Below are 25,273 nucleotides of genomic sequence, written 5' to 3' on the forward strand. Positions count from 1 at the left end.
CCTTACGGGAGCTCATTCTGTTACTCTTAAAGGTCGTTTTATTGATGTCTGAGACTACTGTGATTGAATGCCCTAATTGTGGGGCTACGTTTAAAGCCAAATCAAAAGCAGCCCTGGGTAAAAAAGTTGCCTGCCCGAAGTGCCAGGTTCCTTTTGTCATATCTGCCCCATCATCTTCCTCAAAGTCAAAGAAGCCGCAGCAGGCGGCCGCGCAACAGGATGCCTGGGACGACCTCTGGGATGAAGAGGATGATCTGGAAGCCAGCCCGCCACCCCGTGAAAAAGCAAACCGCCCTCGAGGACGATCGGCGAAACGGAATCCGTCTTCAGGAGACTCTCTGAAGTGGATCGGTCTGGCAGCCATCGTGGTGATTGTCGGGGGAGGCATCGGGTTGATTGCTTTGAGTTCAGGGTCTTCCAGCTCTCAGAAATCTACGGATAATCTCGCCTCAAAACTGATGACCAAGGGGCAATCCGAGGAGAAAACCCCTGAAAAGGCAGAGCCAGATAACGCTGTAATGGATGTTGTCCAAGTCAATACTGCAGAGCCGAAAGCTGGTGCTGAGCAGAAGGATCAGGCTGTCATTGCCAGTACTACTTCAGAGAAGCCCGTCGCACCCATGTCGGAGAAGGAGACCCTGGACCAGCGGTCTCTGACTCCTGCTCAGGCAGCGGAAGCGCATCTTCTGGTCTATCGGATTGTCAAAGTTGATGCTGGTGTTACGAGCTCACTCAGCAAAGCAACCAGGAACCAGAAATTAGCCAGTGACATGTTTTCCAGAGGCATCGCCAATACTGTCGATCAGGAATTGCAGCAGGCGAAAATTCCTTCCTACCTGTCGGGAACAACTCAGATTGATCTTGAGAAGAAACTTCTCAGCCTGCAGGCTGATCCCCAGTCTGCGAAGCAGGTTGCTGACAGTATCAACAAAAGTGTCGCGATCAAAGTTCAGGTTGCGGATACTCCCGAAGTGGTTGCGCTCGAACAACCGGTAGATGAGGGGGACGAACTGGACTACAAGATCGATTTCGAGATCAAGCAGCTCGAAGAATCCTTCTCGAAACAGATTACCGCCAATCCGACTGCCGGGGCCAGTGTGCTGGCTCAACTCCTGAACCATCACCTGTCCCAGGCGATTCCGGAGTACATTCCCGAAACGCTGAAACTGGATCTGGAATCGCGTAAAATGACGGTCCATCTGACCCGCTATCCCGAGATGTTTCTGTACTCTCGAATAAATAAGATCCCTTCGATTCCTGTCAACGTGATCCCGATCCCCTATACCATTCGAGAGCTGCGAACGCCTGATCAACTCAAGCCGACCCAGGTAATTTTTAAAATCGAAGGCTTCAAACATGATCATACCTACCGATTTGAAGAAGGGCATTCCTACAACTTCGATCGAGGGAGAGTCTACAGTGGCCTGATGTTTCCCCTGACGAACGTGATCACCGGATATATCTCAGATTCCCTGGATGTAAATTTTGTCGAAAAGACTGTGACATTTCAGCTGGATCATGAACCGGGCAGGAATCTGTCTAAGCGAATCAATGAGTCTGTTTTTAATGATACGCTCCTTTCAGACCAGCCCCTCAAAACCGGTCCGCCGGAAACCCCTTTTCGGACCCCCGGGCGACCGAACAAACTTGTAGTAATGCGGATCAACGAAGCAAGGGAATTTAGCAAATCTATTTTCAGCGATCTCAATCCGGATGAAGTGAAAAGGCTACTGGCCAAAGAAGCGAGTCGGATGAACTCTTATTTTAATGGTGATCTCAGTGGCTTCATCGCGGATTCACTCGAAGTGGATCCGCAGCAGTTACTGATTGCCTTTCAGTTGGACCGCACTCCGCCGGCAGATCTGTCTAAAATGGTGAATTCACTCTTCTTTTTCCATTTCAGGGTCGCTGACGAAATCGTCGCAGTACATGATGTGCAGTACGATCCGGAATCTTCTGAGAAGAGTATGTCTTTCCGGTTTGTAAATCATAATGCAATCGGACCGCACATTGATCGGGATTATATCCGGGGGAAAACAGAGGGGGTTTTGAGATATATGTTACATCGCTACGTCCCCAATTCACTTCAGATGGACTTTGATCAGGGAACCTTCGATATAAAAATGCGTATTGGGGGCAACGAGCAGAGCGAAATTCAGACGATCCTCGAGTGGCAGGGGAAAAACAAAATCGATATGACCTATGTTAAAACAGTCCCCCCTCAGGGGAAAGGAAAAGCGCACCCTCTGGGGATCGGCATGGTTACTGAATCCGGGGCGGGAATGGCTGTCGGTTCATCCGGTAAGTTGGCAACAGGCAAGTATCTGAAAGTGACGATTCAGTACGGCCTGTATGCGGGTAAACTGAATATCGTCCGCAGTGCCCGGTCTGCCCTGGATGGATTTAGCTGGGTTGATCTCAAGACATTTCAGGTTGATGAAGCGAAAAAAGAGATTACATTCGAGACCACCGGGGAGATGAATGTTCCCGCACTTGATCGCTTGCTGAAACGCCAGAAGTTTTACCAGTGTGTTATCAACAGCGAGGCATTACCCGAACCCGAGGGCTCAGAGAAATAGCTTAACCGGGAAGCTCAACCCTGAGTACCGGCGATGTATTTTTCCATCAGTGCCAGAGTCTCAGGGCTGACATGGTGCTCGATCCCTTCAGTGTCGGTGGCGGCTGTCTCTTCACTGACGCCGAGTGCGACCAGGAAACTGAAGACGATTTCGTGGCGATGTCGCGAGTCTTTCGCGAGCTTCGTCCCCTTACTCGTCAGTTCGACGGGGCTGTAAGGTTCCGTGGTGACATAGCCATCCCGCTGCAGACGGCTCACGGTACGGTTCACAGTGACATGACTGACGGCAAAGTGTTCGGCCAGATCTTTGACCCGGCAGACTCCCTGCTCTTCAATGACTTCTGCGATGGCCTCCACATAGTCTTCTGCTTTTTCCGTGGCATGATCCACACGGGTGCGCTCGTGTTGATTCTTCGGTTTCTTTTTTGCGGCCATCCTGTTTTGCCTTTGGGGTTCTGAAAATATGGAGCACTATCTTAACGGCCGAAAACCGTTTTTAACAGTCTGGAACGCGTGGGAAACTACACACTCATCCTGTTCTAAAATTGACACCATGCATTGCTGATTTCTGAACGGGCCTGTCTGCGTATTTGTATTCTGTCATGTCGCCTTACAAATGTTTTTCCACAAACGCCCAGGCCGAGGCATCGTTAAATTCATGTCCCCCTTCGAAAATGACATGCTCGAAACGATCCTGCAGATTGAGCTGCTCATAATAAGCTTTGGCCCGGGGCGCCAGTTGCTTACCTTTCTCGCGATGCGAGGGCCGATCGGTTGCACCTGCCTGAATCTGTAAAGCACGGGGACAGATCAGCGCGACCAGGTCGGCATCATTGAAGAGCGTCATGCGATCCATAAAGCGAAAGTCGGGAGGGACCGAAAGTTCTTCTTCCTCATAACGGCCCTCCTGAACTCCAAAGTAACAGCTGGAGACCGCCACCTTAATTCGTGGATCGATGGCAGGAGTCACCAGGGCGTAATAGCCGCCGTAGGACAAACCAACCATCCCAATCCGGCTGGCATCGACTTCGGGACGTTTAATGAGTTCATCAATGGCATAGGTGATCTTGGCAATCTCGACTGCAGTAATACTGGTGCCGATGAGCCGCATGCGGTCATCGATCTGGCGGCGGATATCTTTGGGAAATTCGTCAGCACGGAACAAGTGCTGTGGGGCATAGACAATATAGCCTCGTTTCACCGCGCCGCGGACCATGTCATTGTAGTTTGCACCACCGTTAAATAACGCAACTTCAGGCGATCCGCCACCGCCGTGCATGGAGATAATCAGTGGTGCTTTCCCTTTGAGGGATTTAGGAAGAATGAAGATCCCCTCGGAATGCACACCCGGCAAAATCGGGAACATGGCCCGGTAGTAGACGCCGATACTGTCCTCGCCGATCTGTTGGTAGGAAGCTTTTAAATCGGGACGCTTGCCCGGTGGAGGATACCCGATACTCTGACAGAACGCACCGCGGTAAGCCTCTGCGGACTTTGCAAACGCGTCCGCCGACGAATAGTCAGGCTGAAACAGTTTCCTGAATCGACTCTGGTCGGCAGCCATCTTCTGAATATAGGCATCCAGTTCCCGCGCCTGTTCGTTACGGAGCGGATTCGAGTCGGCCACATTCTGATTGAAGTATTCAGACTTTTTTGAATCGGTTTGTCCACAGGCCAGGGTGGGCAGCAGACTAAAGACCAGAGCCAGGGCGGAAACAGCTTTCATGTCACACGGTCCTTTCAGGGCAGGTAATACAGGCGTGGTGCGTTGGTGGATGCTGAGTCTGATTCTAACTCAAGGAAGATATCGAGTCTATCAGGTACTGATATCACGAGCATACAATCATTGATCAGACATCAGCTGGTCGGTAGAGAATAGATCCGACTCTCTACTCTCCTTTAAGGCGTCAGCCGGGGAATACCGATCGTCTGACCGTAAGCCTGACAGAGTTGTTCGACGGTTAAGCCGTAGGCACGCTGCAGGCTGTCCTGCCAGGTGAGGCCTTCCTTGATGCCGTTGAAAAAGAGCTTGAACTGCTCCGGATTGGCTTTGAGCATCAACTGGATGATGGCACTGGCGGAACCGTACTGCCAGCCGTCGAGTCGATCGTTATTGAAGAACTGTCCCCCGAAGGTATGTGACTGCCTCAGTCGGGCAGCGGCTTCGGTCTGGCGAAAGCGGACCTCTTTGGAACTGGGAACGATCATCATCGCGATCCAGTCGGCGATCCCTTCGTTGATCCAGGTGGGAATCGGAACCGTTGATTTGTAACGGTGGATATAGCCGTGTGCGGTTTCATGTACGAGGACCGCTCCAAAGAAGTTGGGGTCGTTACCCCGGTAACACGAAACGATGACCTTGCCGTCACCATGGGAGTGGCAGAGACCGATGGCATTCCCGGTTTCGGTGCGGTTGTAGAATTCTTCTTCGAATTCGAGAAAGGCCTGTTTAGCCAGAAAAGCGACGACCACCGCTTTGCCACGCCAGATATTATGCCCGGGTTTGAAACCGAATGACTGACCCAGCAGTTCGTTCATCTTGTCGAGTTGTACCAGATAGGGGGCAACCTGCTTTGCCGGCATGTCGGTATAAAACAGAAAATACTTCGTCTCATACAACTGCATGTTGAAGCCAGAGAAATGTGTACCGACTTTCTTCAGGAACTCTTTGTATTCGTCGACGTACTTCAGTTGTTCCTTTTCGGGAATCTCGTCCCAGAACTCTTCGTTTGAGGCACGCAGTTTTTCTGAGATGGCTGCATTCTTGCGACTCATATCTTCAATGGCAGCCGCTTTGAGCGAAGGCAAATACTGGAACTGATAAGTCTTGTCGTCGACTTTCATTTCCACCAGACGCGTGGCGAACAGACGCTTGCCGCGTGTGGCGTTTTCAGCTTTGACCTCCATCGACTTGATCTGGCTCTCATCCCGTCCGGTAAAGAAACGGGTAATTTCAACGTCTACTTCTTCCTTGCCGTTGGATGTCAGCACGTTTGCCTTTTTCCCGACCAGGGAGTTCACTTCATCTGCCGAGAGAGCAAATTCCAGAGCAGCTGCTTCCACAGTATTGGAAGGCTTGGCGTTATATCGGGTCGCGCGTTTTTGGGCAGTCGCCGGTTGTCCCATCAGCAGCAGAGACAGCGACAGGAATATGACGCGGAAAACAACGGAAACAGGGCGAGGAACCATCATGAGTACTCGCTTTCTGAATGGAGATGAGAAGTGGCATCCTGTTATGGTTATTCTATTTATGGTGTTCCGTCAAGGAACAGCTGTCAAGTAGTGATGTCAGAAAACAGCCTGAATTTAATCAAAATGCAGGCAGCCGGCTGGAAAACCGGCTCCTCTGACAGAGGGCGAGGACGGTCTTAATCGGTTTTTTATTTATGCAGGATTATGGGATAATCCTGTTCAGTCTGCTTGTTTTCTGATTCAGTCGAGGTAGAATCGAGTCTTGCGGCAGAGGAATCTGACCAGTTGTTTCGGCAGGTGCCGCAGTTTTATTTTTGAAGGAAGCTGATATACGATGGCTGAAGGTACAATCAAGAAGGTGACGTCTAAGGGTTTTGGATTTATCGACACTGGATCAGGTAAAGACCTGTTCTTCCACCTGTCCAATCTGGAAGGTGTGTCGTTCGAAGAGCTCTACGAAGGACAGCGCGTCTCCTACACCGAGGGAATGGGCGACAAAGGACCACGGGCGGAGAATGTCAAACCGATCTAGTTCGGGAATGACATCAGGAAACACTGCAGCCGACGTGAACTCGTCGGCTGTTTTTTTATGCGCTCAGAGAAGCGACTCGTCGAGTTGAATCAAACCAGCCGCAGACGCTGACGGGCAAAATCGATGGCCTCAATCAATGCATCAATGTCTTCGGTTGTGTTATAGAAGGTCAGGCTCGCACGCACACTGGCGGGGATCTGCAGTAACTGATGCAGTGGCATGGTGCAGTGGTGTCCGTGACGCACCGCAATCCCCTTGCGGTCCAGCAGCGTTGCCAAATCTTCAGGATGCGCACCTGCGATATTAAAGCTGAAAATCGCGCCACGTTGTTCCAGTTCCTGTGGGCCATAAATTTCCAGGCCGGGCACGGACTGCAGTCGTTCCATGGCGTACTGGCTGAGCTGATGCTCCTGTTCTTCGATCACATCAAAGCCGAGCTGATTGACATACTCGATCGCGGTCCCCAGCGCGATTGCCTGGGCGATCGCAGGTGTGCCTGCTTCGAAGCGGGCCGGTAGACGAGCCCACTTTGATTCGTCCAGATGCACTTCGGAAATCATATTACCGCCATACAGGAACGGCGGCAGGTTTTCCAGCAGTGCCTTGCGACCATAGAGCACACCGATGCCCGAAGGGCCAAAAATCTTGTGTCCTGAGAATGCGAGGAAGTCGATCTCGCTTTCAACAACATCGACAGGCAGATGAGGCACGCTCTGGGCGCCATCAACAAAGATGAGTGCACCCGCTGCATGGGCAAGCCGGGCCATCTCCGTGATGGGATTAATCGTTCCCAGAACATTCGACATCCCGGTGACGGCGACCAACCGGGTTCTGTTCGTCAACAGACTTTGATAGTGTTCGAGATCCAGCCGTCCCTCGGGAGTCAGTTGGATGAACTTCAGCACGGCCCCCTGCTCTTTGGCGATCGCCTGCCAGGGGACGAAGTTCGCGTGATGTTCCATTTCATTCAGGATGATCTCATCGCCTTCCTTGAGGAAATGTCTGCCCCAGGAATAAGCAATGAGATTGATGGACATCGTAGTGCCGGAGGTGAAAATGATCTCTTCGGGATGTTCAGCGCCTATGAACTTTCGAATGCAGGTGCGGGCCGATTCCATTTCGGTCGTCACACGGTCGCCCAGCTGATGCACGCCGCGGTGGACATTCGAGTAATATTGTTCGTAGACTTCCGTAATTTTATCAATGACGACCTGAGGACGCTGGGCTGAGGCACCGCTGTCCAGGTAAACCAGCGGCTTCCCGTTGGGAAGGGAACGCTGCAGGATCGGAAAGTCGTTTCGGATGGCTGATAGATTGGCGACCATGGTTGTCTAAGTCTGGTAGAAGTTTATAGAAAATCGACATCTCTACAGGAATTCTAACAGGAAACCCCGTAATGAAAAGGCTGTCGCGCCAAAGCAGGGCGCAGACCGGATTCTCTTCAGGTCGACAGTTCTGTGTCCCCGATAAACAGGGGAGTACCAGTCAGACACAGGGGTAACAGGATGTGTTCAGGGCTGAGCGCGGATCTGGTATTGTTTTGAGGCCAGCTCAGTCGGAAGTTCTGCTTTCAGAGATTGCTTTCGACGACTGAGAGATACCGGTCTGATCGCGCCAGTATCTCTGTCATGAACACATGCAGGCTCATTTTTTGGGGACGAGCCGTTGTGCCTTGATGACTTGATAGCAGGGCTTGCCCATGCGATCCTGCTGAGAGCCGTCAATGCGACCATCAATCAGGACGACATCACCATTTTTGAACCGGTTGAGTTTTCCCTTGTCCAGCAAAACGATGTTTCCGCCAAATTTATCTGTTTGATCGGGGGTCGCATTGTAGGTGATGTTCCAGCTCTTTTCCTGTTCATCGAATTCCACCACACCTCGCAACCAGCGATAACCCTGACGATCGTAGCTGAATGGCGAAGGTGCCTTACCTGCTGAAGTCGCTGCACCACCGGCAGCCGGAAACTCGAAGGAAGCCGGCTGGAATTTGGTGGGAGCCATGAACTGCTCTGAGCGGACCAGCTGCGGACCGGAAGCAGGCATCTGATGGTTTGCATGGCTGACCTGACCAGGCGCCGATTTCATGATCGAAGTGTTGTTCGGGCCGAAGGTGTCATCGTTGCCGGGGAAAGGGTTATCCTGATTTCCGGGGAATGGATTATTCTGGTTTTCAGGGAATGTGTTGTCATTTTCCGGAAAGCTCTGGACAGGAGGCTGGAATTCCTGGCTGCTGTCGAATGCGTTTTCTTCAAAGGTGTCAGCGGGAGCACCCTGATTAGCACTGAATTTTTTGGGATTCGCTTCGAAGGTATCGCCACTGCTTTCAAAGCTCTGCTGCTGTACCGGGGAAGGCACGCTGAAGCCGCTATCGCTGTTCTCCTGGAACTGATCATTGGCTTCAGGAAACTTTTGCGGCGTATTTCCGGGAAACTGATCATTGTTATTGGGACCAAACTGATCGTCCGTCTGGATGTTGCCACCCTGTGGTTGCGGGTTTTTGTTGCTCTGGAACTGATCGTTGGTGTCCGCAGGGAACGGATCATTCTGCGGGGGCTGACTGCTGTTTTGAGGAAACGTATTATCGATCGGCGGATTATTGTTCGGACGAATCTGGTTGGGATCCTGGTAGCTCGGCACAGGCTGGCTGCTGGAAGAACCGCTGTTGAAACCACCGCTGGGATTCGTGTTGCGTCCCGATGCTGTTGAATTGGCATCGAAGGGCGCGTTCATATCCGAACCGGAAGGACTGTTGAGTGGCTGTTTCCACTGTGTATCGACGCCATCGTAGTTAGTGTTTGTATTGTTGGGGAATGAATCGTTCCAGGCCTGGGAACCATTGGAAGGCAGAGCGCCCTGTGGTGGCGGTACAGGCTGTCCCAGATCCGGTTGCATGGGATAATTCCCGGGGGGAATCGTGGATTCCGGAATAACGGTACCGGGAGGCATCTGATAAGGACCGGGCGCACCGTAGGGACCGGGATAAGTTCCACCATACGGATACTGATGGTGAGGATAACAGCCGGTCGCAGCGCAGCATAACAGTGCGCACCAGCTGGCATTGATTAAAAATCGTCTCGACATGATTGGGTCCTTAATGTTCCAAATGATTTCCCGGATGAGACTGGTGATCTGCAGGAAGGGAAAAACTTATGGACGGGTACCTGCCGAAATTCAGATTTCGGGCATTCTGTTTCACATACAGCGGGGATTGATGTGGCCGGTCTCTGCGGAAAGACCGAACAGAAATGATCTGATTGTTCAGCAAGCGAGCGGGATTTTAGAGAATCTTGATTATGTGTCTATACCGAATCAGCGATTCTCAAGGTCCGTCTGTAAAAGTTGGCAAGAAAAATGGACCAGAGACTGACTTTGCGTTTCCCTTTTGTAATCTTTACAATTAACGGTCCCATTAAACTGTCTCACAATGTCTGTCTTAAAGATTCTTCATGCCTGCTCCCTCATTAAAGCTGCCCACGATCCAGAACTGGAACTGCCATAATTGTGGGGGATGTTGTAAGCAGCATCAGATTGAAATCACGTTGGAAGAAAAAGAACGGATCGACAAACAGCGCTGGGCTGAGGATGATTCGATCCCAGGGAGCAAACCGGTGATCGTAAAGATGGGGATCTCACCGACCAGCCAACGCTACCGCCTGGCACATCAGGAAGATGGCTCCTGTATCTTTCTGGATGAACGGGGCCTGTGTCGGATTCATGCTAAATTTGGCGAGCCTGCCAAGCCGCTGGCCTGCCAGGTTTATCCGTATGCCTTCCATCCTGCAGGCAATGACATTGCCGTCAGTCTGCGTTTCAGTTGTCCTTCGGTCGTTGCGAACCTGGGTGAACGCATTGACCGGCAGGAACCCGCGATTCGAAAGATTGTCAACCAGGTGTTGCCCAAGCGGCATAAAGCTCCTCCCGCACCGAATCTGACGGCACGGGAAGCGGTGGGCTGGCCGGATACACTGAAAGCAGTTACCGCGCTCAGTCGTTTCTTCGCTGATCCAGAAGTCCCTGTGCAAACCAGTCTATTGCGCGCACTGGGGTGGGTTGAGTTGATTGAACACGCGCGGTTTGACGTTGTGCAGGGAGAACGCTTCACGGAATTTCTCGAATTGATTTCCCAGGCCGTGGATCAGGAACTGCCGGCTGATCTGGAGATCCCCCGCACGCCTCCCAGCAGGTTAGGGGGAATTCAGTTTCGCCTGCTGGCAGCACAATACGCCCGCAAAGATACACATGCGGAAACAGCCAGGGGGTTAGGCAGACGGTTATCGCTGCTGATGTCCGCGTTGAAGTTTACCCGGGGCAGTGGCAACATACCTCAACTGCAGGAACGTTTTCAGCGTGTCCCTTTCGCTGCCCTGGAAGAGCCGTTTGGGGCGCTGCCTGCCGAGAGTCAGAAGTTATTCTCACGCTACTTTCGCGTCAAAATTCAGGGGCTGCATTTTCTGGGAGCAGCCTATTACGACATCCCGTTTGTGGAAGGTTTCTACCATCTGGCGCTGATGTTCCCCTCAATTCTCTGGATCGCACGCTGGATTGCCGCAGGAGAGGGGAGAACAGAACTTGTGGCGGAAGATATCAATGAGGCGATGACAATTGCCGATCACCACCATGGATATTCACCGGTTTTCGGAATGCCTCATTTTCGCAGCCGGGTGAAAACGTTATCACGCACCGGCGACATCAAGAAACTCATCAGTTGGTACGGTCAGTAGAAGATGAGATATCAGATTCGTTTGTCAGCTCGACTCCTTTCCAGAACGCAATCCGGTTTTTGAGCTGCCCATATTCTTTTTCGGGGTTGAGATAATACCAGGCGGCATCCCGGTTCACCTTATCCTCCACGACAACATCGTAAAAGAAGGCTTTGCCTTTCTGGGGGCTGGTAGATGTAGAAGTGCTCTTCTTCAGAAAGCGGGAGTTGACCGATTCAATGGGAAAGTAGATATCCCCATCCACCATAACGGTGTCGTTGGACTCGACCAGGACAGCCTCATTCCAGATTGCTTTAGGCACACCGAACTCCTCATCGTTAAGTGATAACAATGGCTTGACTAACGAAATGAGAATGGTTTATTCAGTGAGGTTGCCCACAACTATCGTAGTCAAGTCGGCCCGGAATACTAACAAAAAAATGAAAAAATAATTCACCGATCAGCTGGCGGTGAAAAAATGCGATCCTCAACAGTCAGTCAAACTGAAAGTGGTACAGGGTAATCAAAGACTGTCTGAGGCTTCGGGGGGCATCTGTCGGGGGCTGAAGGAGATGATTCCCAGTTCCCACTGTTTGCGTTTAAACATGTTTTCTGAATTGAGAGTGTGGATGAAAGTCGCATCCTGGCGCTGATAGGAAATCAGGCCACCATCCTCAAGTTCTACGATATGAATGGTTTCCTGAGGATGAGCAGAGGGATGCTGTTTGATCTCCACATCCTCTGCCCCAATCAGTTCTTCCACTGAGAGCAGGGATTTACTTTGATTCAGCGTGAACCGCCCCTGGCTGTCTGGGATTTTTTCCCATTGATATCGTTCAAGTAAATCGGAGACTTTCATACGTGCACACTATAAATCTGAATCGGGTATAACAAACGAAAACTTACAAATATAGATGTTAAAACCTGAGTCTAATGGCTGTTAACGAAAATTGGAAGGATGCTGGCCAGCTTTCGATTCTAATGCAGCGCGCATAAAAAAAATGATGTTTCCCTATTAAAGAGAGACACCATTTTTTTCAATTTTTTATCGCAGTTCAATTCAGATTCGATTGGTGAAGGACGTTCTTTCTGGTGAAGTCCGTCCGAGGGAAGTGATTCCCTCGGACTTGACGTTCACGATTATTGAAGCTGCCCTTCGGACCTGATTAACCAATCCCTTAGTGCGGGGATTTCAGTTAGTTTCAAATCTGATTAGTTGCAGCAAGACTTGGGTGACGGAGCACAGCAAGTCGGCTTAGGAGCTGGTGCACAGCAGGTTGGAGCTGGAGCACAGCAAGACTTCTTAACTTTGCAGCAACGAACTTTGACTTTGCAGCAACGATCTTTGCAACGGTTGAACATTTTGCCGCAACGATCTTTGCAACCCCGCAGGAAGCCACCATTGAACAATTTCTTGTGTCCGCAGCAGCTGCTTTCGCAGGTGTTGCAGCAAGATTTAGGAGCTGGGGCACAGCAGGTCTTAGGAGCAGGTGCACAGCAAGTCTTTGGTGCAGGAGCACAGCAGGCCTTCGGTGCGGGAGCACAGCAGGTCTTAGGAGCAGGTGCACAGCAAGTTGGCTTGGGGGCACAGCATTTCTTAGGAGCAGGTGCACAGCAAGTAGGGGCAGGAGCACAGCATCCTTTACCCAGGAAGCCAGCAGCTTCAGCAGATACACCAGCACAACAAACAACCGCTACAGCGGCAACGTAACTTAACAATTTCATTTAGGCAATCTCCAAGGATTCGCTTCGTGGACGGTCGTGAGGTACTCTTCTCGGTTTGGTTAGATGAGGTTTGCTAACTAACCGTGGAGTCCATAGCCTCACGTAATTAAAAAGGTAAACCTGCCTATCTTTTCGGCCAGATTCCGCGGAGAGTTATTGAATAAACACAAAATTGTGGGGCCACCCCCCAAAGTGGGTCCTGAAGGGGTACTTGTAACGATTATGACGGCATTCGATTCCGCAAAGGGTGTCTCACACGGTGTTTGGCATATATTTGCGTTATGTGTACATGTGGTCCTTCTGCTGCGGCTCACGCTCCATAGCAGTCGGAACCTGAAAAAACTATCCGCGACCTGATTCTGTTCCCCTGCTGTGAGTTGTATTCATCCCGTGCCTGTATACGATTGAAGAAGAGAGACAATTGGATCTGATGTGTGGTGTTTTGTGCAGATTGTTGACTGGGATATTGATCTCATGAAAAACGTGTTTGTTCTTGAAGAGCGGGCACACCTGGTTTCGGAACTGCGCTGGCAGTTTGAAGGCCGGTCTGACTGGAACATTACCGGTTTCTCTTCGGAGCAGGCCTTGTTTCAACAGACCCTGCTGGAAGATCCTGGCTCTGTGCTGGTCATTCTCGATTTCAGTGCAGGGAAAACTGTCTGTTTACAGTTCCTGCAGAGGCACCAGACGGCACGTTCCCGGTTTCCGGTGATGATCTTTTCACCGGATCCTCTGGAAAACCTGGAGTGGGCCTTACGTGAGCTGGGCGTATTTCATATACAGAGTGGAAAACTGGAGCCGGATCGCCTCGCCAAAATCTGTTGCTGGTATCTGGAACCTTATCCTCAAAAACGTCAGACTTATCTGTCGAAGACCCGCGTGACAATGTCTCATCCGGAAGAAACGAACTGACTGTGATCGGCTACCCTGATGTGTAAAGAATGCTGCCGTCCCGTTTCCGGAAGAAGTATTAAGTAATAGGAAAGTAATCTCAACTGATGTCGAATACCGAATTCACTGAAGCAAACCTGCAGAAAAGTCTGACCGATCTGAAAGATCCCGTTTTTGGTAAGCCCCTGACGGAAAGTGGTCTGTTAAAGTCAGTCCAGCCAGGTGACAGCGGACAGGTAACGGTTCGGATCGAACTGCCCGTGCCTTCCTATCCACTACAATCAGAACTGACTGAGTCAATCAGCGGCACCATTCAGAAAGCCTTCCCCGAATGCCAGTATGTGGATGTGGAATATTCCACGAACATCAGGGGCAAACAGTCGGGCGGTCGCCTGGGCCTGAAGGTGAAGAATGTCATCGCCGTCGGAGCGGGCAAAGGGGGCGTCGGCAAAAGCACGGTTGCTGCCAGCCTGGCTTATGGGTTGAAGCAGTTTGGTGCTAAAGTCGGTCTGGTGGATGCGGACGTCTACGGCCCCAGTATTCCCCATCTGGTAGGAACCAGTGAAAAACCGATGGCGCAGGAGTTTCAGGGGAGAGACGGTCAGACACTCACGCGAATTATTCCAGTGGAAGCGGACGGACTGAAAGTCATGTCGATGGCCTTTTTCGTCGAACCGGATCAGGCTGTGATCTGGCGGGGCCCGATGCTGCACAAGGCGATCACCCAGTTTCTCCAGGACACGGAATGGGGAGAACTCGATTATCTGATTATTGATATGCCGCCTGGTACCGGTGATGTTTCCTTAACATTGTCTCAGTTGCTGGAACTGGCAGGTGCTGTCGTCGTCTGTACTCCGCAGCAGGTTGCTCTGCTGGATGCTGTTAAAGCAGTGCAGATGTTCCGGCAGGTTAAAATCCCCGTTCTGGGAATTGTCGAGAATATGTCGGGCGAAATCTTCGGGCGGGGCGGTGCCAAAGCCCGTGGGGAAGAATTACAGATTCCCTTCCTGGGCGAGATCCCGATGAACGCCGAAATTCGGGAAAAATCGGACGCCGGCCAGATTTCACATCTCGTGACCGAAGAATTGGCTTCGACTGAGCCATTACTCAAAGTGGCCGAAGCGACTGCCATCGAAATTGCCCGCGAACTGCTGGAAAATCCAATCAAGCCTGCCATGGAGATTCTCTGATCCCGCGTGATCGCAAGCCGTGTTCTTCAGCCGCAGCGTTCTGAACTACATATTCACCCTGTGATAATATAGTATAGAATGTGAGATAGTATTGAATCCGATGTCTGACAGACAAAATTCAGCCGTACAGAATACCGAAATGAATGAGAAAATAATCACCATTGATGAGTTGCTCGAGGAGTTTGATTTTCTTGGTGACTGGGAAGAGCGTTGCGACTTTTTGATCGATCTCGGTTTTGAACTGCCGCCGATGCCCGAGACTGAGAAAACGGAAACCAACCGCGTGCACGGCTGCCAGAGTATGGTCTGGTTGACGACGGACCTGCAGGAATCCGAAGGCCGTAAGGTATTACGCATCAATGCAGACAGCGATGCCCTGATCGTCAAAGGTCTGATTGCGGTTCTGCTGGCGATCTATCAGAACCGGACGCCTGATGAAGTGCTTAAGATCGATGTGAAGGATTATTTCTCCCGTCTGCAACTGGATAAATATCTCAGTACGCAGCGCAAAAACGGGTTGATGGGCATGGTCGAACGGGTTCAACAGGAAGCCCGCGTGCTCGCCGAGCAGAACTAAGACGCTACCAACCAGGTCTTCCGCTGATGTCAGCAGACTATCTACTTTTGCGGCGGGAGTTCCAGTTTTTCAAAGCGGAGCTCAATCGGTGCCGCAGTGATCAGGGTGGGTGCCAGGTAAGTAAACTGATCGGGGTGCGCAGTCGCCGGCAGGCCTGTGAAACGATAGAGCACGCCAATTTTTCCTGTGCTCTCAAGAGTCGTCTGTGAAGAACCTTCGAGCCAGAATTTTTTCCCCTGCGCATCCTCCAGATAGGCCCGGTTGTGGTAAATCCAGGTACGATGCGACTCAAATGCAGGCCCGCCATAATCGTAGCTCAGGGCGATGCGTACATTGAGAACCTGACTGTCGGGCAACTGCTTTCGCTCGACGTCGACGAGTTCGACCGACACGTTGCCCCGTCGACGGACTGCTCCCTGAGAAGAGGAGAGATCGCGAAACGTAATTGGCAGGGTTTCTGCAGCCAGTTCCATCTCCAGGTTACCATGCACGCGAACCGCCTGTGGATGTTGTCCCCGCTCCAGAATCCACTGCATCGTAAAGTTCAGATTTTTGCCCCTCTCTCCCAGCGGGAGTTCATATTTTGCGCCGGGATTAAAAGGAGGCAGCCTGGTTTCCGTCGTTCCTGCTGCTTGCAGTCTGCGGGCGGCATAACTCAAAAACAGTGGCCGTAAACGGGGCTCGACCTGAATGCGAAATGTAATGCGGAGCAGATCCTGGTTCTCACTCCCTGCCAGAGGACGCGTCTGCAGGCGATCCGCTGTAATTCGGAAGGGCCCGTCATAACAGACTGCGGGATCAGAGGCGGTCTTGGATTCTGATGAGGCACGCGGTTCGAAGTGGATTTGATCACGAGGGCCATTAATCTGATAAGTTACTGGCACCTTGTGAGTTACTTCATCAACGGCTTGCCAGAACGGTGTCGCGATAAAACGAACATCAAGTTGCTGCTTCAGCTGTGATTCGGATAACCGGGTCCAGTCCAGCTGATTATCCGTCTGTTTCATGATCGTCTGCAGGATCTGTTGTAAAGAATAATGCCCCTGTAGATTAACCTGGGAGGCTTTGATTGATTCCCGGGCCGCCTGTTTCTCGATCTGCAGGCGAATCCGTTGCAGCGCCTCGCGAACGGATGGACTGGAGACCAGTTCGGGAGCCGGGAGCAGGTTCAATACCGGCTTCCCCAATTCAACCAGCGCCAGTTCGGCCCGCTGTCGCACCATCCGCTGATTATCATCCAGCTGGCGAATCAGTTCTTCTACCTGTTTTCTGTTTGTGGTTTGTTGTTCGCTGGCAGGAGGCTCAGGTGGGGCAGACAGTGTGACAGACGTCAGACTCAATACAGCAAGCAGGCATAAACCACTCATCTGGAAGTTGGTCGTGCAGGAACGGTACACGGGGCTGCTTTCTATATCAGGGCAAGAGTCGAAGAGATCGTAATAATCATAAACGCATTAGCTACTCTTCATTGTAACTGTTGGTCGGATGGTGAAAATGCCGGAAATCGAGATTCACCAGAATGAGTATCAGTTAAAACCGGCACCTTCCTTGCAGTTTGACAGCAAATTTGTACTCAGAGTCGCCGATGTTGATTTTTCGCAGCCTGTCCGCCAGACAGGTATTATACTTTCAACAGGATGTTACTCATCACTCCCCCCCGCCAGCCTGTCGTCTGACTTAAGGCCCGATTAATGTCAACCTGCCTGCAATCATTCCTGTTCTGTCTCAGAGGCGTCAGTCTCTTCTGCCTGCTGGCAGTGCCTGTCTGCGCCAAACCTCCTTCCTTGATCGAACTAAAGACCGAAGACCAGGTCTTTACAGGAAAATCTCTGATTCATGACCACGACGTGAGCTGGATGGTCGATCAGACTGGTATGTTGTCAGAAGTTCCTTTGAAAAAAGTGACCTCGTTCCGCAGGGTGGCATCCGAGTTTCAAACGCTTTCTCTTTCCGAGATGAAAAAACAGCTGCAGGACGAATTCGGACCGTTGTTTGAAGTCACGACGACCCGGCATTACCTGGTGTGTGCCCCCCGCGGTAAAGCACGCGCCTATGCCAACGTGTTTGAAGAGCTATATCAGTCGTTCAGTCATTACTTCGCTTTGCGTGGCTACCAGGTGAAAACTCCTGAATTCATGATGGTGGCGGTGATCTTTCCGGATCAGCAGCAGTTCTTCGAATACTGTCGCAAAGATGGTGTCCGCGCGGGGCAGGGTTTACTGGGTTACTATCACCCTTATACAAACCGGACGGCACTGTTCGACCAGAATGCAGCTCCCACAGTCGGAGAACTGGAACAGACGCAGAGCGGCACACAACTCACATATTCCCGGATCTCAAATAGTGGCAAGAATCTGACTGAGGCACTACGGGATACCATGATCCATGAAGCGACGCATCAGCTTGCCTTCAATACCGGTCTCCATTCGCGGATTGGCGATAATCCACGCTGGGTTGTAGAAGGCCTGGCGACTACTTTCGAGTCCGATGAACTCCGTTCCCATACGGGAGGCAAATCGGACTCCACTTCCCGCATCAACCGCGATCGGCTGATCTGGTTCATGAATTATTCTCGCACCCGACGCAAACAGGATTCTCTGCGTTCCTTCATCCGGGAAGATAATTTATTTAAAACTTCGACACTGGATGCGTACGCCGAATCCTGGGCGCTCACCTTTTTCCTGGTGGAAACACAACCGGCCCGCTATGCACGCTACCTGAAACAGGTTGCCCAGCGCGATCCGCTTAAACCCTATACCGCAGATGTCCGGGAACGCGATTTTCAAAAGGCGTTTAAAACGAATCTGCGTTCACTCGAAGTCGACTACCTGAAATTCATGGACCAACTCGCAGAGAGTCTGGTCAAACAGAGTCGCCCCTGATTCTCGTCTCAATCAGGCAGCCTGAGCGGAAGATTCTTCTTCCATCGCGGCAATGACCAGCGCACCGCGGATGATTGCATCAGCGGCATCCGGAATACAGACGACCTGTTGCGCGTCGAACTGGATGTCACGGCTGTTTAAATGCTGAGCCAGTAATTCTCCCAGTCCGTTAACCGTAGCCAGTTCGCCCAGGTAGATCACGGGTAGTGTGGCCAGCGTGGAAGTGTAAGCCTGAATGGATGCCATCTGGGAAACGAACTGATCCAGCAGACTGTCGAGCAGGCTGTCGTACCAGCTGGATATGGCAGACGGGCTGGAAAGGTAAGGGCTCAGACTGACTTCCGGGCCGAGACGTTTATCTCGGGCGCCTGCCAGATCAGAAACCATTTCTCCATCCGGATTCCTGGTCAGCAGCTTGTAGGCATGTGCCAGTTGTTCGTCCATCCATTCACTGCCATACGGGGTCGACTGACGCGCCACGACACGGCTTTGATGGATCAGCCCAATCTCGGAGTGCGAGTGTCCCAGGTAAACGACATATCCCGAAAATCGCGAGGCGGCTGGTAGCGAAGACAACCCTGCAGCCAGGGTGATCGTCGTAGCGAATGGTTTGTAACCCTGCAGGGCGATTAACTGAGACACCAGTTTTGATAACGCTGATGTAGATGTCGATCCCGGCGTAATGAAGGCACAGTGCTCCCCGGTTGTCCGAGACCGCGGCAGTACTGACTGAATCAGCGTAGAGAGTAATTGACGATGAACGGGGTCGTTCAGCACCAGTTCCCCCTGTTCGATCAGAGGCAGCAGCTCAAGATTGGAGAAACGAGAGATCTTTCCCGCCTGTTCCCCGGGAATAATCAATGTCCCTTCTGAAAACAGGAACGGTACGGACAGACGTTGCAGCAACTGGCGGTTCTCGTTGGTATCATCCATGACAGCATAAGCCGTATCGATGGAACGCCGCGTCAGCTTAAACTGTTCATTGTTTTGTAAGGTTCGCAGGCAGATCGAGCCTGTCAGTAAGGCACTACTCATTTGGGCATGACTCCCTGTACGGCCTGAAGAACCCGATCAAGAATACTGCTTTGTTCTGTTTTCTTTTCTGAACCTGCTGGAGTTTTTCCTGGGGCACCTGTATGAGGTCGAGGTGGTGCCGCAGGAACTTCGTTGTCTTTGGTATTCCCGGGATGAGAACGATCAAAGCGGAAAGTCGGTGCTTTCAGTTTTTTCTCATCTGGATTTCGCACTGGATCCGGCACCGGTGGTGGAGATGCGTCGTGGCCTGATGCCACTTTCGTATCCGGAGTCTTCTGTTTCAGGAAATGCGGACCTTTGAGAGCTTCGGCCTGATCGATGCGTCCTTTTTTACTTTGATGACGTCCGTAGATGAATGTCTGTGTCGGAATCTGAGGCGTTTCATCAATCACGGGAATCTGCTTCTCCAGGATCTGCTCCAGCAATGACTTTTCGGGCAGGGGAGGCAGTTCGTCCCAGCTGGTGATGATCGCCGCCGGTTCCGATGATATCTGTTCCTTTACTTCCTGTTTCACAGATACCTGTGCTTCTTCGAAAACTTCTAAATCGAGCTCAGGCTGCTCTGCCTGTTCCTGAGGGAAGACCGGTTTCTTTCGCAGGTATTTCCAGAGAGCGAATGCGACTCCAGCCAGTAGCAGAAACCCGGTTCCCGGCGGCCAGAAGCCAGCTTCTTCTTCATCATATTCGATTTCCGATTTCGGATGCTCATCGTCGAGCAAAGTCTGTACGTCATCTTTCGGGGCTTCAGGAGCCCGGCCCAGGTCCAGATCGGGAACGGAAGAGCCAGCAGACTTCTGCTCAGCCCCATCAGCATGATGATGTTCGGAGTGAGACTCTTCTTTCTCTGAAGTAGCCCCCAGAGGATTCGGGATCGCAGCCAAAGTCGCTGAAGTCTGTTGCAACAGTGGACCATTGAGCTGCAGCGGTTTCTGTTCGGGTTCTTCAGCCTTCTGCTCTTGAGTAGGAATCTCCAGTTCCGGATGCGTAACCTGACGCGGATCAATGGAAGCTTCCTGATCCAGAGGAGTCGCGTTACGGAAACGTGAATCGTTGGCAGAGATCGAACTCGGAGCAGATGTCTGCCGATGGAGACGAGCCCCGGCGGCAGCAGAATTTTGTAAAGGTCGCGGCGTCGGTAATGAGCGGGGGACCAGCGAAAGATTCATCGCTTGTGGTGTACCCAGAACCAGTACCGTACCCGATTCGAAGCGGGTGGTCAGCTTTCTGGTTTTGAATTGCGCTTGGGCCCGACGACGTTCGGGGGGAATAATTTTGATGGATTCTGACATCGTTGCATACTGTTCGACCGGCTGTCGCAGGCAACGCAAGATGCTGGCCAGATCAGCGATTTCGGCAGGGACCCCAAATACAATCGGGTAGTCGCGTAAATTCAGAATGGCAATCTGAACCAGGCCTCGTGATGCCGATGATTGTGACGTTCCTGAAACCGTGTTGTCTTCGAGCAGATTTGCAGATGATTTCACGGCGATCAACACATCACCCTGCATCAGGGGCAGATCCATTTCTGGTGAATAGAAGATTTCCTGGCTGATGCGGCCGCCACGAACGACGCGAATTAATCCTGAAGCCTGGGGTGTCATTCCCCCTGCACCGGAAATGACAGCGTTCATGTTCAGTTCAGAGCGGTTGACTTCATAGGCAGCACACTGGTTGAATTCACCCAACAGTCCGATCACGGCCTTCCGCTGCGCGGGGGACTCGGTCAATTCCAGATTACGAAAGACGGTCTGCGCACGAGTGACGTTGCAGGCTCCTGATAGCAGAGCGAGCATCAAAGCTGCGAACCAAACCTTGTGCCAGCGGTACATCCGGCGATCCTTACTGTCAGTGGGAGAGTCAGACGATACGGCAATGAAATGCGTAGAGAGAGCCATACAATCATTAAAATCGGCATAAACTAACATGCGCCATCAGTCAAAATCTTGTTTTCCGGGGAAAACCACCAGATCAGAGGTCCTTGATGAATTCAATTAAGTGTTAATTTATCAGTCACTTGAATCGATTCCCTGGATTAGGGATCACGACCTGTGATCTCAAAATGCCACCAATTTCGTGATGGCTATTGATTCCAAGTCAAATCTGATATTGCTAGGATGAACCCGTGAGGAAAACGAAATTCAGATCCCTGGTTCCTGATTTCGGACTTTGTGCTCATTCACGCTCTTTTCCAGGGTCTTGCTGATTTGATGGGACCAGTCTGTTGGTGAACGCAACTAGTTTAACAGTCGAGAATTATCTAAAAGCGATCCTGCAGATCAGTCTCCAGTCCGGTTCGGAATGGATCAGCACCGGAGAACTGGCCCGCTACATGGACGTTGCTCCCGGAACCGTCACCAGCATGCTCAAAACTCTCAAGCAGTCTAAGCTGGTGGAATATCGACCCTACGAAGGCGCCAGCCTGACTGAGGCCGGTAAGCATTCCGCGATTCGCGTCCTCAGACGACACCGTCTGATCGAACTGTTCCTGTTTCAGACATTGAAGCTGACCTGGGATCAGATCCATGCGGAAGCCGAAAACATGGAGCACGCGGTCAGCGATTTTCTCGTGGACCATATCGACGAATATCTGGGCTTCCCGGAAGCCGATCCGCACGGCGATCCTATTCCGTCGATCGACGGTCGGATGCGGCGGGCCTATCCGAACCTGACCACCCTCGCGGCGTGTCAACCTGGTACACACGTCAAGATCGTTCAGGTCACCGATCAGGAAACTGAGTTTTTACGTTTTCTCTCCCGCTCCGGGTTACAGCTCGGATCGCAGGGAGTCGTCAAAGAGAAAAACAGCGAGGCAGGAATTGTTGTCTCGGAATGGAACGGACAGACGCTCTCCATGGGAGTCCATGTTGCTGAGAACGTCAAAGTTGTTCCTGTGGAAGCAGCTTAATTGGAATCAGGCTGCTGGTGCTAACAGAAACTGAGTGAACGACTGGCTGACACAGTTCAGGCCGGTTCACACTGCTGAAGAAAGAGAAGAAATTGAGTCACCTTACCTACGAAAACCCTTTAATCAGTCGTTACGCTTCGAAGGAAATGAGTCAAATCTGGTCGGCTCAGAAAAAGCACTCCACCTGGCGACGTCTGTGGGTGGCCTTGGCAGAATCACAACACGAAATGGGACTGCCCGTCACCCGGGAACAGGTCGAATCTCTGAGAGCAGCCGTCGATGACATCGATTTCGAACTGGCAGCGAAAGCAGAAAAAGATCTGCGACACGATGTAATGGCGCACGTGCATACCTACGGCGAACGCTGTCCGGATGCCAAAGCGATTATTCACCTGGGAGCAACCAGCTGTTTCGTCACCGATAACAGCGAACTGGTAATGATTCGCGAAAGTCTGGAGCAGGTTCGCAAACGGCTCGTCGCTGTTATCGATCAACTGGCAAAGTTTGCCGTCGAATATCGTGACTTGCCCTGCCTCGGGTTTACCCACCTTCAACCTGCCCAGCCGACGACCGTTGGTAAACGGGCAACGCTGTGGTGCTACGATCTGATTCTGGATCTGGAAGAGATTGAATACCGAATCGAAAAACTCCGTTTCCGGGGTGTGAAGGGAACAACGGGTACCCAGGCAACATTCCTGCAACTCTTCAAAGGTGATCATGCGAAAGTCGACGAACTCGATCGCCGCGTCACAGACAAGTTGGGCTTCAAAGATCGCTACGCAGTCACCGGGCAGACCTATTCACGAAAAGTCGATGCCCAGGTACTCAGTGCCCTCAGTGGCATTGGTCAGTCGGCGCACAAGGCGGGCAATGATGTACGTATTCTGCAGAACCGCAAAGAACTGGAAGAGCCGTTTGAGAAGAATCAGATTGGTTCATCTGCAATGGCTTACAAACGCAACCCCATGCGTTCCGAACGGATGTGTTCGCTGGCTCGTTTCGCGATCAGCCTGACTGCGAATGCCGAAGATACCGCAGCCACCCAGTGGATGGAGCGGACACTGGATGACAGTGCCAACCGTCGATTGTCGCTGCCGCAATCTTTTCTGGCCATTGATGCAGTGCTGATTCTGTATCGCAACATTGTCGATGGTATGGTCGTCTATCCAAAGGTGATTGAGAAACACCTCAATGAGGAACTTCCCTTCATGGCGACTGAAGAGTTCCTGATGGCAGGCGTCGAAGCGGGCGGAGATCGCCAGGATCTTCACGAACGGATCCGCGTGCATAGTCAGGCTGCCGGAGCGGAAGTGAAAGTGCGTGGCGGTCAAAATGATCTGATCGAACGCCTGCAGAAAGATCCGGCCTTCGCCGGCTGTGATCTGGCTAGTGCCCTGGATTCCCGAAAATACATTGGCCGGGCTCCGGAGCAGGTTGATGCCTTTGTTACGGAAATCGTGGATCCGGTGAGGCAGCGATATCAGGCCGACCTCGATCAGTCAGTTGAGGATCTCAAGGTCTGAAACTCTCCTGATTCCACTTTGTTCCCTGTGAAAATAAAGACGCCCCGATGGAAGACCATCGGGGCGCCTCAGGGACTATAGTAGTGCCTTGCTACGTCAGTACTTCTTTAATGACGCGTGCTTCTTCGACACCAGTGAGTTTGGTGTCCAGGCCCTGGAATTCAACGCTGAAGCGCTTGTGATCAATTCCTAAGAGATGCAGCATGGTTGCATGCAGATCACGCACGTGTACTATGTTTTCAACGGAATTATAGCCTAGTTCGTCTGTATTACCATAAGAAATTCCACCTCTTATCCCTCCACCGGCCATCCACATGGAAAAACCTTTTATGTGATGGTCACGGCCGGCGCCTCCCTTGCCCTGGAACATGGGCGTTCTGCCAAATTCCCCTCCCCAGATCACGAGGGTTTCATCCAGCATCCCACGTGATTTGAGATCGTTGATCAGAGCCCACGTTGGTTTATCGGTCAGACCACAGCAGGTATTCATGTAGCGGACCAGGTCACCGTGATGATCCCAGCCACGATGATAGAGGTGAATGAAACGGGAACCCCGCTCCGCCAGTCGTCGAGCCAGCAGACAGTTTGTGGCATAGGTGCCCGAACCCGCTTCGGCTCCGTACATTTCCAGAGTCTCTTTTGATTCGTCAGACAGATCCATCAAATCCGGAACGGACGTCTGCATCCGAAACGCCATCTCGTAAGCGGCGATGCGGGTATCGATTTCCGGATTGGAAACACTTTGGTTCCGGAAACGATCCAGTTTTCGGACGGCGTCGATCAGTTCTTTCTGCTGGGGATCAGTAATCCCTGCAGGGTTTTTGAGATAGTTCACCGGATCGCCGGTCGAATTGAACTGAACTCCCTGATACCGACTGGGAAGAAAGCCGGTTCCCCACTGTCGCGAAGCAATCGGTTGTGGATTACGTCCGCCGACACTGGTCAATACCACGAAGCCGGGAAGTTCTTCGGTCTCACTTCCCAGTCCATAAGTGACCCAGGAACCCATTGACGGTCGACCGCTGATCGCCGTGCCTGTGTTCATGAAGGTGTGCGCGGGATCGTGATTGATCTGCTCAGTGACCATCGAACGCACGATGCAGATATCATCAGCGATTTTGGCAGTCCAGGGGAGAAAGTCGCTGATCTCCTGGCCGTTCTCGCCGTACTTGCGAAACTTGGTCAGTGGTCCCTGGCACTTGAGATCGCGACCCTGCAGCTGGGCAATGGGTTGTCCTTTGGTATAACTTTCCGGAAAAGGCTTCCCATCCATTTCCGCCAGCTTGGGTTTGTAATCGAAGGTCTCCAGATGAGTCGGTCCCCCCGCCATGCAGAGAAAGATCACCCGTTTCGCTTTGGGGGCGAAGTGCGGCAGACCGGGTAGGCCATCACTGGCCGTTGTCACCGTTTTCGATTTCGCTACAGCCAGACTATCGCGGGTGAGCAGCGATCCCAGTGCCGCCGATCCCAGCCCAACGCCGGAACGGGAGAGAAAGGTACGCCGATTCAAATGTGTCTGTAATTGATTGAAGTCGAACAT

The 25,273-nt window shown here is 51.9% G+C and carries 21 protein-coding genes; 10 read left to right on the forward strand and 11 right to left on the reverse strand.

Going from position 1 to position 25,273, the window contains the following annotated elements:
- Positions 1-44 precede the first annotated feature (44 nt).
- On the forward strand, positions 45-2,579 hold the full coding sequence (locus F1728_RS20250; protein WP_155365598.1) for a hypothetical protein: 2,535 nt from the start codon (positions 45-47) through the stop codon (positions 2,577-2,579).
- Between the two features lie 14 nt (positions 2,580-2,593).
- On the opposite strand, the gene mntR is transcribed toward F1728_RS20250, so the two are convergent.
- The 3 genes from mntR to F1728_RS20265 form a co-directional block, all read right to left on the reverse strand.
- Entirely contained in the window at positions 2,594-3,043 is a 450-nt protein-coding gene (gene mntR, locus F1728_RS20255) for a manganese-binding transcriptional regulator MntR (protein ID WP_261344560.1), read from the reverse strand.
- Positions 3,044-3,188: 145 nt separating this feature from the next.
- Positions 3,189-4,304, reverse strand: coding sequence for an alpha/beta hydrolase family protein (locus F1728_RS20260; RefSeq protein ID WP_155365599.1), 1,116 nt, complete (start codon positions 4,302-4,304; stop codon positions 3,189-3,191).
- A 173-nt stretch (positions 4,305-4,477) separates the two neighbouring features.
- Positions 4,478-5,770 (reverse strand): hypothetical protein, encoded by a 1,293-nt coding sequence (locus F1728_RS20265; protein WP_155365600.1) that lies wholly within the window; start codon positions 5,768-5,770, stop codon positions 4,478-4,480.
- A 334-nt stretch (positions 5,771-6,104) separates the two neighbouring features.
- Between F1728_RS20265 and F1728_RS20270 the strand changes: the two genes are divergently transcribed.
- Entirely contained in the window at positions 6,105-6,302 is a 198-nt protein-coding gene (locus tag F1728_RS20270; protein WP_145043521.1) for a cold-shock protein, read from the forward strand.
- A gap of 89 nt (positions 6,303-6,391) precedes the next feature.
- Here the strand turns inward: F1728_RS20270 and F1728_RS20275 are convergent, their stop codons facing one another.
- Both F1728_RS20275 and F1728_RS20280 read right to left on the reverse strand, forming a co-directional pair.
- Positions 6,392-7,627: an aminotransferase class V-fold PLP-dependent enzyme gene (locus F1728_RS20275; protein WP_155365601.1), complete on the reverse strand. Its 1,236-nt coding sequence runs from the start codon at positions 7,625-7,627 to the stop codon at positions 6,392-6,394.
- A 319-nt stretch (positions 7,628-7,946) separates the two neighbouring features.
- Complete coding sequence (locus tag F1728_RS20280; RefSeq protein ID WP_155365602.1) at positions 7,947-9,386, reverse strand: hypothetical protein; 1,440 nt, start codon at positions 9,384-9,386, stop codon at positions 7,947-7,949.
- Positions 9,387-9,751: 365 nt separating this feature from the next.
- Here F1728_RS20280 and F1728_RS20285 point away from each other — a divergent pair, with 365 nt between their 5' ends.
- Positions 9,752-11,026: a YkgJ family cysteine cluster protein gene (locus F1728_RS20285; RefSeq protein WP_155365603.1), complete on the forward strand. Its 1,275-nt coding sequence runs from the start codon at positions 9,752-9,754 to the stop codon at positions 11,024-11,026.
- Here the strand turns inward: F1728_RS20285 and F1728_RS20290 are convergent.
- Both F1728_RS20290 and F1728_RS20295 read right to left on the reverse strand, forming a co-directional pair.
- Positions 11,007-11,327 (reverse strand): DUF427 domain-containing protein, encoded by a 321-nt coding sequence (locus tag F1728_RS20290; protein ID WP_155365604.1) that lies wholly within the window; start codon positions 11,325-11,327, stop codon positions 11,007-11,009. The genes F1728_RS20285 and F1728_RS20290 overlap by 20 nt on opposite strands.
- 201 nt (positions 11,328-11,528) lie before the next feature.
- A complete protein-coding gene (locus F1728_RS20295) occupies positions 11,529-11,864 on the reverse strand; it encodes a hypothetical protein (protein ID WP_155365605.1) in 336 nt (111 codons plus the stop codon).
- A 357-nt stretch (positions 11,865-12,221) separates the two neighbouring features.
- Between F1728_RS20295 and F1728_RS20300 the strand changes: the two genes are divergently transcribed.
- From F1728_RS20300 to F1728_RS20315, 4 genes are all read left to right on the forward strand, one after another.
- The gene (locus F1728_RS20300) at positions 12,222-12,716 is read left to right on the forward strand and encodes a hypothetical protein (protein ID WP_155365606.1); all 495 of its coding nucleotides are present in this window, start codon (positions 12,222-12,224) and stop codon (positions 12,714-12,716) included.
- Positions 12,717-13,204: 488 nt separating this feature from the next.
- The gene (locus tag F1728_RS20305; protein ID WP_155365607.1) at positions 13,205-13,642 is read left to right on the forward strand and encodes a hypothetical protein; all 438 of its coding nucleotides are present in this window, start codon (positions 13,205-13,207) and stop codon (positions 13,640-13,642) included.
- A gap of 86 nt (positions 13,643-13,728) precedes the next feature.
- The gene (locus F1728_RS20310) at positions 13,729-14,811 is read left to right on the forward strand and encodes an Mrp/NBP35 family ATP-binding protein (RefSeq protein ID WP_155365608.1); all 1,083 of its coding nucleotides are present in this window, start codon (positions 13,729-13,731) and stop codon (positions 14,809-14,811) included.
- Between the two features lie 139 nt (positions 14,812-14,950).
- A complete protein-coding gene (locus F1728_RS20315) occupies positions 14,951-15,388 on the forward strand; it encodes a SufE family protein (protein WP_228030258.1) in 438 nt (145 codons plus the stop codon).
- 41 nt (positions 15,389-15,429) lie between these two features.
- On the opposite strand, the gene F1728_RS20320 is transcribed toward F1728_RS20315, so the two are convergent.
- Positions 15,430-16,785: a hypothetical protein gene (locus F1728_RS20320; RefSeq protein ID WP_155365610.1), complete on the reverse strand. Its 1,356-nt coding sequence runs from the start codon at positions 16,783-16,785 to the stop codon at positions 15,430-15,432.
- 294 nt (positions 16,786-17,079) lie between these two features.
- Between F1728_RS20320 and F1728_RS20325 the strand changes: the two genes are divergently transcribed.
- Complete coding sequence (locus F1728_RS20325; protein WP_155365611.1) at positions 17,080-18,270, forward strand: DUF1570 domain-containing protein; 1,191 nt, start codon at positions 17,080-17,082, stop codon at positions 18,268-18,270.
- 12 nt (positions 18,271-18,282) lie between these two features.
- Here the strand turns inward: F1728_RS20325 and F1728_RS20330 are convergent, their stop codons facing one another.
- Together F1728_RS20330 and F1728_RS20335 are read right to left on the reverse strand one after the other, a co-directional pair.
- Entirely contained in the window at positions 18,283-19,305 is a 1,023-nt protein-coding gene (locus F1728_RS20330) for a disk-shape morphogenesis protein volactin (RefSeq protein ID WP_155365612.1), read from the reverse strand.
- A complete protein-coding gene (locus F1728_RS20335; protein ID WP_155365613.1) occupies positions 19,302-21,134 on the reverse strand; it encodes a hypothetical protein in 1,833 nt (610 codons plus the stop codon). The genes F1728_RS20330 and F1728_RS20335 overlap by 4 nt, the downstream gene beginning before the upstream one ends.
- 395 nt (positions 21,135-21,529) lie before the next feature.
- On the opposite strand from F1728_RS20335, the gene F1728_RS20340 reads away from it, so the two are divergent.
- Positions 21,530-22,210 carry a metal-dependent transcriptional regulator gene (locus F1728_RS20340; RefSeq protein WP_145046486.1) on the forward strand — a complete coding sequence of 227 codons (681 nt, stop codon included), beginning with the start codon at positions 21,530-21,532 and terminating at the stop codon, positions 22,208-22,210.
- 92 nt (positions 22,211-22,302) lie between these two features.
- Positions 22,303-23,733, forward strand: a complete 1,431-nt coding sequence (gene purB / locus F1728_RS20345; RefSeq protein WP_155365614.1) for an adenylosuccinate lyase — start codon at positions 22,303-22,305, stop codon at positions 23,731-23,733.
- 91 nt (positions 23,734-23,824) lie between these two features.
- Here the strand turns inward: purB and F1728_RS20350 are convergent, their stop codons facing one another.
- Entirely contained in the window at positions 23,825-25,273 is a 1,449-nt protein-coding gene (locus F1728_RS20350; protein WP_155365615.1) for a DUF1501 domain-containing protein, read from the reverse strand.

Origin of the sequence: Gimesia benthica (assembly GCF_009720525.1) — a bacterium.
In the GTDB taxonomy this organism is placed as follows: domain Bacteria; phylum Planctomycetota; class Planctomycetia; order Planctomycetales; family Planctomycetaceae; genus Gimesia; species Gimesia benthica.